The organism is Pantoea sp. CTOTU46764 (genome assembly GCF_031974595.1).
Lineage (GTDB): Bacteria > Pseudomonadota > Gammaproteobacteria > Enterobacterales > Enterobacteriaceae > Pantoea > Pantoea trifolii.
The window spans coordinates 1-8,570 of record NZ_DALYOQ010000110.1; the positions used below are offsets into that span (position 1 = coordinate 1).

General features: G+C 56.5%; 6 protein-coding genes and 1 pseudogene. 5 read left to right on the plus strand and 2 right to left on the minus strand.

Translation table 11 applies throughout. From position 1 onward, the window contains the following. A pseudogene (locus RTM06_RS22195) lies at positions 1-365 on the minus strand (cyanate transporter); the annotation flags it as partial. An 87-nt stretch (positions 366-452) separates the two neighbouring features. On the opposite strand from RTM06_RS22195, the gene RTM06_RS22200 reads away from it, so the two are divergent. Together RTM06_RS22200 and RTM06_RS22205 are read left to right on the plus strand one after the other, a co-directional pair. Next, entirely contained in the window at positions 453-1,313 is an 861-nt protein-coding gene (locus tag RTM06_RS22200) for a LysR family transcriptional regulator (RefSeq protein WP_312184729.1), read from the plus strand. Positions 1,314-1,401: 88 nt separating this feature from the next. Next, positions 1,402-2,763 (plus strand): amidohydrolase family protein, encoded by a 1,362-nt coding sequence (locus RTM06_RS22205; RefSeq protein ID WP_312184730.1) that lies wholly within the window; start codon positions 1,402-1,404, stop codon positions 2,761-2,763. Between the two features lie 196 nt (positions 2,764-2,959). On the opposite strand, the gene RTM06_RS22210 is transcribed toward RTM06_RS22205, so the two are convergent. Further along, the gene (locus RTM06_RS22210; protein WP_256695734.1) at positions 2,960-3,157 is read right to left on the minus strand and encodes a hypothetical protein; all 198 of its coding nucleotides are present in this window, start codon (positions 3,155-3,157) and stop codon (positions 2,960-2,962) included. Positions 3,158-3,555: 398 nt separating this feature from the next. Here RTM06_RS22210 and dbpA point away from each other — a divergent pair, with 398 nt between their 5' ends. The 3 genes from dbpA (at position 3,556) to RTM06_RS22225 (ending at position 8,439) form a co-directional block, all read left to right on the plus strand. Next, positions 3,556-4,935 carry an ATP-dependent RNA helicase DbpA gene (gene dbpA, locus RTM06_RS22215; protein WP_008105991.1) on the plus strand — a complete coding sequence of 460 codons (1,380 nt, stop codon included), beginning with the start codon at positions 3,556-3,558 and terminating at the stop codon, positions 4,933-4,935. 140 nt (positions 4,936-5,075) lie between these two features. Continuing rightward, positions 5,076-6,038 carry a chemotaxis protein gene (locus tag RTM06_RS22220; RefSeq protein WP_008105989.1) on the plus strand — a complete coding sequence of 321 codons (963 nt, stop codon included), beginning with the start codon at positions 5,076-5,078 and terminating at the stop codon, positions 6,036-6,038. Between the two features lie 844 nt (positions 6,039-6,882). Next, positions 6,883-8,439 (plus strand): methyl-accepting chemotaxis protein, encoded by a 1,557-nt coding sequence (locus RTM06_RS22225; RefSeq protein WP_312184731.1) that lies wholly within the window; start codon positions 6,883-6,885, stop codon positions 8,437-8,439. The last annotated feature ends 131 nt before the right edge of the window (positions 8,440-8,570 follow it).

The following is an 8,570-nucleotide window of genomic DNA, read 5'->3' on the forward strand; positions in this document are numbered from 1 at the left end:
CGAATCAGGCCCGGCATCGCCATCTGCACCACGCCCACGCCGAGGCCGCCGAACAGCGCGCTAACCACCAGCCAACTGCCGCTGTGGATCACGCCACGCGCCGCCAGCGCCAGCAGCAGCAGCGTCAATCCTGCCAGCAGTAAGCGTTGCAGCGGCACGCGCTGCATCAGCGAAGCGCTCAGCAGCGCGACCGCGCCCATCATCACCATCGGTACCGCAGGCAGCAGCGAGGCTGCCAGTGAAGAGAGTCCCATCGTCTGGCGAAGCTGGCCGAGTAATGGACTAATAGAAGTTAGTAACGGTCGCATATTCAGCCCAGCCAACACCAAAGCGCCGAGCGTTAATCCGTCATAATGTCGATTCATACACAATCCTGCTGCAAAGAGGTTGTCAGCATCGCAGCAGTCGTTACTATTTGGAAATGAAATAACACCATAACGACCAGTGGAAAAATGAATCGTCAGCCGATGTTTACCCCGCAGCAACTGCTGAGTTTTGTGGCGGTGTGCGAAACCGCCAGCTTTACCCGCGCCGCCGATCGCGTGCATCTGTCACAATCCACCGTCAGCCAGCAGGTGCGTCGGCTGGAAGAGATGATTGGCAAACCGCTGCTGCAGCGCACGTCGCATCAGGTGGCACTCACCGAAGAGGGCGAGAAACTGCTGGGCTATGCGCGCCGCATCATCGCGCTGAACGGCGAAGCGCACGACGTGCTGAGCGATAAATGGCGTGACGGCGTGTTGCGCCTCGGCGTGCCGGAAGATTTCGCCGCGCCGACCGCCGGCTTGCTGGCCGAATTTAGCCGCGAACATCCGCAACTGCGCCTCGATGTGATGAGCGGCATGTATGTCGATCTCCATCGCGCCTGGCAGCGCGAGGAGCTGGATATCATGCTTATCAAGCAGCCAGGCGGCGAACGTCCGCTGGCTGCGCGCCCCGAACCGCTGCTGTGGCTGGACAGTGCCGCACATCCCTGTTTTGAGCAAACGCCGGTGCCGCTGGTGGTGTTCCCGCAGCTCGGTTTGTATCGTGAAGAGATGGCGCAGACGCTGGATAGCCTCGGCCGCAGCTGGCGCATTAGCTACAGCAGCGCCAGTTTGGTAGCGCTCGCCAGCGCCAGCGCCGCCGGATTGGGCTTAACGCTGCTGCCCGCCAGCTGCCGCTTGCCTGAACATCGCGTATTAGGCGAAGCCGATGGTTTGCCCTGCATCAACCATTTTGAACTGGCGCTGTTTTGCCGCGCGCCGCAGGACGATCTGCAGCAGGCGTTAGCCGCCGCGCTGGTGACCTTTTGTCAGTTGCAATGGCAGTGATTTTTCCACTGCTAACCAGTGGCAAATATCGCAGCGCGCTGCGTTGAGTTTTGCCAGATTAAGCGTTTCTCATTTGATGGAACCTCTGATGCAACTAACCTCTCCCAGCCGTCGCGAATTCCTTAGCCTGACCGCCGCCGGTAGCCTGCTGGCCGCCGGCATCAGCTACGCCGCGCCCGCTTCACCGCTGCTCGCCAACAGCCCGCAGCCGCACACGCCACCGCCGCGCGTTGCGCATTATCAACTGCTCAACGTACGCCTCGAAGAGGACTTTGAGCGCGACGGTAAAGAGGTGATCGCCACGCGCACCGCGCTGTACGACATCACCATCAAAGACGGCACTTTTGCGGCAATGGATGCCGCAGGCAAAGCGCGCAACGCCGCCTTGCCACAATGGGATGCCAACGGCGCCCTGCTGCTGCCGCGCACCCGCGATATGCATATCCATCTCGATAAAACCTTTTACGGTGGCCCGTGGGAAGCGCCGCGTCCGCGCCAGGGCAAAACCATCATGGATATGATTGCGCGCGAACAGGTGCTGATCCCGCAACTGCTGCCGACCTCGCAGGCGCGAGCGGAAGCGATCATTGGTTTGCTGCACAGCAAAGGCACCACCGAAGCGCGCAGCCACTGCAACATCGATCCGGTTAGCGGCCTGAAAAGCCTTGAGCACCTCAAGCTGGCGCTGGCGAATCATCCGGAATTCCCGTGTGAAATCGTTGCCTTCCCGCAGCACGGTTTGCTGCACTCGAAGGTCGATGGCTTGATGCGTGAAGCGATGCAGATGGGTGTGCAGTTTGTCGGCGGGCTCGATCCCACCAACGTGGATGGCGCGATGCAGGCGTCGCTGGATGCGATGTTCCAGATCGCCCTTGATTTCCAGCGCGGCGTGGATATCCATCTGCATGAAACCTCGTCATCCGGCGTGGCGGCGATTCAGTACATGATCGATACCATCGCGAAAAACCCGCAGCTCAAGGGCAAAGTGACGTTGAGCCACGGCTTTGCGCTTGGCACGCTGGAAGGCAAAGCGCTGGATCAGATGATCGCCGGCATGGCCGAACAGCAGATGAGCGTGGCCTCGACCATTCCAATTGGCAAACTGACCATGCCGCTGCCGCAGTTGCAGGCGGCGGGCATCACGGTGATGACCGGCACCGACAGCGTGATCGATCACTGGTCACCGTTTGGCACCGGCAGCATGCTGGAAAAAGCCAACTTGTACGCGCAGCTGTATCGCGGTTCCGATGAGTTCGGCTTGAGCCGCGCGCTGCATATCGCCACCGGCGGGATTTTGCCGCTGTCGAATCAGGGCGAGCGACAATGGCCGAAGGTCAACGATGAAGCCAGCATGATGCTGGTCGAGGCCAGCTGTTCCGCCGAAGCCGTCGCCCGCATCTCCCCGGTACGCGCCACCTTCCACCGCGGGTTGCCCGTATTCAGCGCCTGATGTTACCCGTAGGGTCGCCATTCATGGCGACCGTCTCAATGCACGCACCGTTTACATGGCGACCGTCTCAATGCACGCACCGTTTACATGGCGACCGTCTCAATGGCCGCACCACCCCAACAAAAAAGCCTCCGCAAGGAGGCTTTACGTACGACATAAACAGGGCGGCATGCGCACACCCAATGAGTGCTGGATTTTACGAAAGCATCTGAATCGCCAACGCGTACAGCCGCTGGTTTTCATCGTCACGGACAGGCTCTTCTTCCGCGTAACAGGCAATCATGGAACTCACTTTATCCGAGGATAAGGTTTCTCCATGCACATGCAGCGTTAACACGGCGCGGCCGACGATTTTCAGAATGTCTTCGTTTTGTCCCTGGACAGAATGACTCAAAATGACCTCTGAAATATTATGGGATTTTAATAATTAGCCAAATGGCGCGCTAAATATAAAGCAAATCCGCCATTCGTTTTAATCAGAATTTTACCTAACCGCAGTCATTCATTAGCCAGACACCTCTAAAAAGGGTGCCAAAAGACGTGATAACAGTTGTTTCACAACGCTAATTCTCCCTTTTCGTTAAAGATGTCTTTTTTTAACGCAACTTCTCAGGATTAAATCAACCTTAAAAGCATTAGAACTTCGCACCATTGAATGCCTAAAAAAGAGACAAGTCTGGTATAACGCTTACTGATTTCAAATAGGAACCAGCGGCGCTTTTGCCATTGCCGATCACGCCCCTTTCTGCCAGACTGACCGCCGCAATCCTACCCGCAATTAGAGACTTTCCCGTGACTGCTTTTTCTACCCTGACGCAACTGCCCGCCAGCCAACTCGATAACCTGCGCGAGATGGGTTTCGACGCCATGACGCCGATTCAGGCCGCTTCCCTGCCCGCTATTCTGGAAGGGCGCGACGTGCGTGCGCAGGCGAAAACCGGCAGTGGCAAAACCGCCGCCTTTGGCGTGGGTTTGCTGAACCGCATCGATAACAGCCAGTTTCACACCCAGGCGCTGATTCTGTGCCCGACGCGTGAACTGGCCGATCAGGTCAGTAACGTGCTGCGCCAGCTGGCGCGTTTTACGCGCAATATCAAAATTCTGACGCTGTGCGGCGGCCAGCCAATGAGCGCGCAGCGCGATTCCTTAGTGCATGCGCCCCACATTGTGGTCGGCACGCCGGGCCGTTTGCTCGATCACCTGAAGCGCGACAACCTCGATCTCAGCCAGCTGCAAACGCTGGTGCTGGATGAAGCCGATCGTATGCTGGAGATGGGCTTTCGCGACGATATGGAAGCGATCATCGGCTTTACGCCGGAAACGCGCCAGACGCTGCTGTTCTCTGCGACCTGGCCGGATACCATCGCCAGCCTTAGCCAGCGTTTTCAGCGTGATGCGCTGGCGGTCGCCACCGAAGATAAAACCGAGTTACCAACCATTGAGCAGCAGTTTATTGAAGCCAGTGCCAAAGAGCGTCACAGCCTACTCGGTGCGCTGCTCAGCCAGCAGCAACCGGCCTCCTGCGTGGTGTTCTGTAACACCAAGCGCGAGTGTGACGACGTGGCCGCTGCGCTCAACGAACGTGATATCAGTGCGTTAGCGCTGCATGGCGATCTCGAGCAGCGCGATCGTGAGCGCGTGCTGATTCGCTTCGCCAACGGCAGCATCCGCGTATTGATTGCTACCGACGTCGCCGCGCGCGGTCTGGATATTAAGTCGCTGGCGCTGGTGGTGAATTTCCAGCTGGCGTGGGATCCGGAAGTGCACATTCACCGTATTGGCCGTACCGGTCGCGCCGGTGAAAAAGGTCTGGCGGTGAGCTTTGTCGCCCCCGACGAAATGGTGCGCGCCAATGCGCTGGAAGAGTATCTGCAGCAGAAGCTTAACTGGGTTTCCTCCAGCACGCTGAAAGGCACCAGCGCCAAATCGCTGCCGGCGACCAAAATGACGCTGTGCATTGATGGTGGCCGCAAAGCCAAAATCCGTCCCGGCGATATTCTGGGTGCCTTGACCGGCGAAGCCGGTTTCAGCGGCGATCAGATCGGCAAGATCGATATGACGGCCACGCACGCCTATGTAGCTATCGACGCCGCTCAGGCGAAGAAAGCGCTGATCAAGCTGAAAGAGGGCAAGATCAAAGGTAAAAGCGTGCGCGCCATTCTGTTGAAATAAATCGTACCCGCGTGAGGGCGATCGCTCTCACGCTAAAATTTCCGTTATCTCCCCTTCATTTTTTTTCTCTTCTGCCGATAAGTTAATCACGGCGATATTGCCCTGCCCTTTACCCAGCCCAGATCTGCTCCGAGGCCATGATGGATAATTTTCAGAAAGAGATCGATGAACGCGCCAACCTTGCGCTTTCCAATAAATTCGAACTGCTGTTGTTCCGACTGGGTTCCGATCAGCTGAAAGGCAAATCTGAGCTATACGGCATCAACGTGTTTAAACTGCGTGAAATCGTGCCGATGCCAACCATCACCCGCGCTGCGGGCATGCAATCGCCGCTGCTCGGCATGGCGAGTATTCGCGGCCAGTTTATTCCGGTTATCGATCTGCCTGCCGTGACCGGTTGCAAACCGGAAACCGGCCTTAACCTGCTGCTGGTGACCGAATATGCACGCAGCACCCAGGCGTTTGCCGTGGAATCGGTGGAGAATATTGTGCGTCTCGACTGGAGCCAGGTGCATACCGCTGAAGCGGGCATCGGTAGCCGCAACATCACCAGCATCGCTTGTCTGGATACCGATGGTCAGAGCAACAATCTGGCGATGGTGCTGGACGTTGAGCAGATTCTGTATGACATCATTCCTTCCGTGCGCGGCGTTGAGCCGAGCGCAGAGACCGCCAAAGACTTCAATCTGAAGCCAGGTCAGGTAGCGATTGTGGCGGAAGATTCCAAAGTGGCGCGTCAGCTGCTGGAGCAAGGCCTGAAAAGCATGGGCATCCCGGCGATTATGCACAACACCGGTCTTGAAGCCTGGATCAAAATTAACGAGATGCAGAAAGAAGCCGCAGCCAACGGTGAATCGATCCACGACAAGATCGCGCTGGTGCTGACCGATCTCGAAATGCCGGAAATGGATGGCTTTACCTTAACGCGCAACATCAAGCGCGATAACAATCTGCGTCAGATTCCGGTGGTGATTCACTCATCGCTCTCCGGCAGCGCCAACGAAGATCACGTGCGTAAAGTCGGTGCTGATGGTTACGTGGCGAAATTCGAAATCAACGAGCTGTCGAATGTGATTCACGGCGTGCTGAAAAAGCCGCGTTAATTATCGTAACGCCCCCCTTCATGGCGTAATGCTTGTCAGTTAAGCCAACGACGCTTGCGCTGGCCCGGGACACTTTTGGTCTGGCGGTCCTCGCGCCGCTATCGCGGTGCCTTCACTTCGCTCGTCTGCCTGACGGACCGGCTGAGACGGGACTTCCATGTCCCGGCTCAGCCTTTCGCCCGCGTCCTGCGGGCTCTCCTGGCTTCCTCGTTCCGTTCAGCGCTGCGGATTGCCTGCCCAAAAGTGTCCCCGGCCTGCTCGTAAGCTTCAGTGCGTGTTGTTGAAAAGGGCACATTTCCAGAGGCGCTGGCACGTCTGCTGCGGCAAAAGGGCATTCGCAGCGCTGAGGCTTTTACGTTGGGCCAGGAGCCTCACGCATGGATGCGTGAGGCAGTTCGGGGCCGGCCAGGACGGCCGATCCGCGAACGGTCCGTTGGCACAACGTGGAAGCCGAAGGTACCGCGTTAGCGGCGCGAGGACGGCCCGTGACGCAGCAGATGCGTCAGAGCCCGCACCAAATTCAGGGAAACATGATTTCAGTATTACGCCATTCATCTCAACCAGTTAACCAGGTGCGCATGAATGCGCACCCTACAAAATCCCCAGCATTCCCGTCCAGCCAAATCTCAATGTTAACGTCATTAACCAAACTGTGACGTACCTCTAAAAAATTAAAGTTAAAACATTAACAACCGATAACTGATAGCGCTTGCGCCGGTGCTGCCATACCAGCTTTGTCACGCTGCGCAACGATTTTCACCTTACAAAACATCAACCTGAAGCGGGCACCTTGCCTGCTTGTCCGTCTTGAAAACATCAATTTTTGGCATTACGGGGAGATCCAATGTTGAGCTTAAAAAATATGAAGGTCGGCGTCCGTCTGGGCATCGCCTTTGGTCTGGTGGTGGCACTGTTAATCATCGTCGGCGTGACGTCGATAACCAAAATTAATAACATCAAAACCGGCATTACCTCGATCGTTGAAGATCGCTACATGAAAGTCCGTCTTGGCTTTGACGTGCGCGACGGCGTGAACGAACAGATCAAATATCTGCGCGGCATCGTGATTGATACCACGCGTCCGGAAAATAACGTCAAACGTTATCAGCAATTAGCGGACGCCACCGATAAAACCAACAGCGCGATGAATAAAATCAAAGCGGTGCAGGTGACTGAAGTGGGTAAAAAGAAAATTGCTGGGCTGCTGGCCGCCAGCGACAAGTTTGAAGCCGAGAAGAAAACGCTGCTGGATCTGGTGCATGCGGGCGATGCCGAAGCCGCCAGTACCTATGTTTTAAAATCGATCACCAGCACGCAGAATGCCTTTCTTGATAGCGCCGTGGCGTTTGCCAACTCACAGTCACAACAGCTGGAGCAGGAAGGCGCAAAAATTATTGATAACGGCTCATCAGCCATTGAGATGACGCTGATCTTCTCTGCTATCGCCATTGCCGCCGCCATCGTGTTGGGCTTTATGCTGACGCGATCGATTGTGCGTCCGCTGAATGAAGCGGTGGAAATCGCCGGGAAAGTGGCGGCTGGCGATCTGAGTTCACATATAGAAGTGAGCGGCAAAGATGAAACGGCGGTGCTGATGCAGGCGCTGCAGGCGATGAACGACAATCTACTGACCATCGTTTCCGATGTGCGCGCCGGTTCCGATACCATTGCCGTGGCATCAAATCAGATCTCAAGCGGCAACATCGATCTCTCGTCGCGTACCGAACAGCAGGCCAGCTCGCTGGAAGAGACCGCGTCAGCGATGGAGCAGATGACCGCCACCGTCAAGCACAACGCCGAGAACGCGCGCGAAGCCAATCAGCTGGTGGCCAATACCTCCAACGTCGCAAAGCAAGGCGGCATGGTGATGGAACAGGTGATCGAGAAGATGGAAGCGATTACGCTCTCTTCGAAGAAGATTGTCGATATTATCAGCGTGATCGACTCCATTGCTTTCCAGACTAACATTCTTTCTCTTAACGCCGCCGTCGAAGCCGCACGCGCCGGTGAACAAGGCCGTGGTTTCGCCGTGGTGGCCACCGAAGTGCGTAATCTGGCGGCGCGTTCGGCATCTGCGGCGAAAGAGATCAAGGTGTTGATCGAAGATTCAGTGGCGCAGGTAGATGAAGGTAGCCGTCTGGTGACACACGCCGGTTCAACCATCGGTGAAGTGGTTAACAGCGTGAAAAGCGTGGCGGACATCATGAGCGAAATCACCATTGCCAGCAGCGAGCAGAGCAGCGGTATCAGCGAGATCAACTCGGCGATTACGCAGATGGAAGCGGTAACGCAGCAGAACGCCGCGTTGGTGCAGGAAGCCTCAGCGGCGTCGCAGGCGTTGCAGGAACAGGCCGATCGTCTGGCGCAATCGATGAGTGTGTTTAAAACGGCGGCGGTGTAACGATAAACAGGTCGCCATGAATAGCAACCCTACGGGATTTATAGCGATTTTGAGTTAAGAATACGCACGACTGTTACAGCGACGGTGTTGAGGCGACATCCCAAACCGCTGAGCGAATGAGGGATTCCAGG

Bases quoted from the DNA above. Each gene is read 5' to 3' on its own strand.
- RTM06_RS22205 (WP_312184730.1), top strand. From the start codon at position 1,402: ATGCAACTAACCTCTCCCAGCCGTCGCGAATTCCTTAGCCTGACCGCC.
- RTM06_RS22220 (WP_008105989.1), top strand. From the start codon at position 5,076: ATGGATAATTTTCAGAAAGAGATCGATGAACGCGCCAACCTTGCGCTT.
- RTM06_RS22200 (WP_312184729.1), top strand. From the start codon at position 453: ATGAATCGTCAGCCGATGTTTACCCCGCAGCAACTGCTGAGTTTTGTG.
- RTM06_RS22225 (WP_312184731.1), top strand. From the start codon at position 6,883: ATGTTGAGCTTAAAAAATATGAAGGTCGGCGTCCGTCTGGGCATCGCC.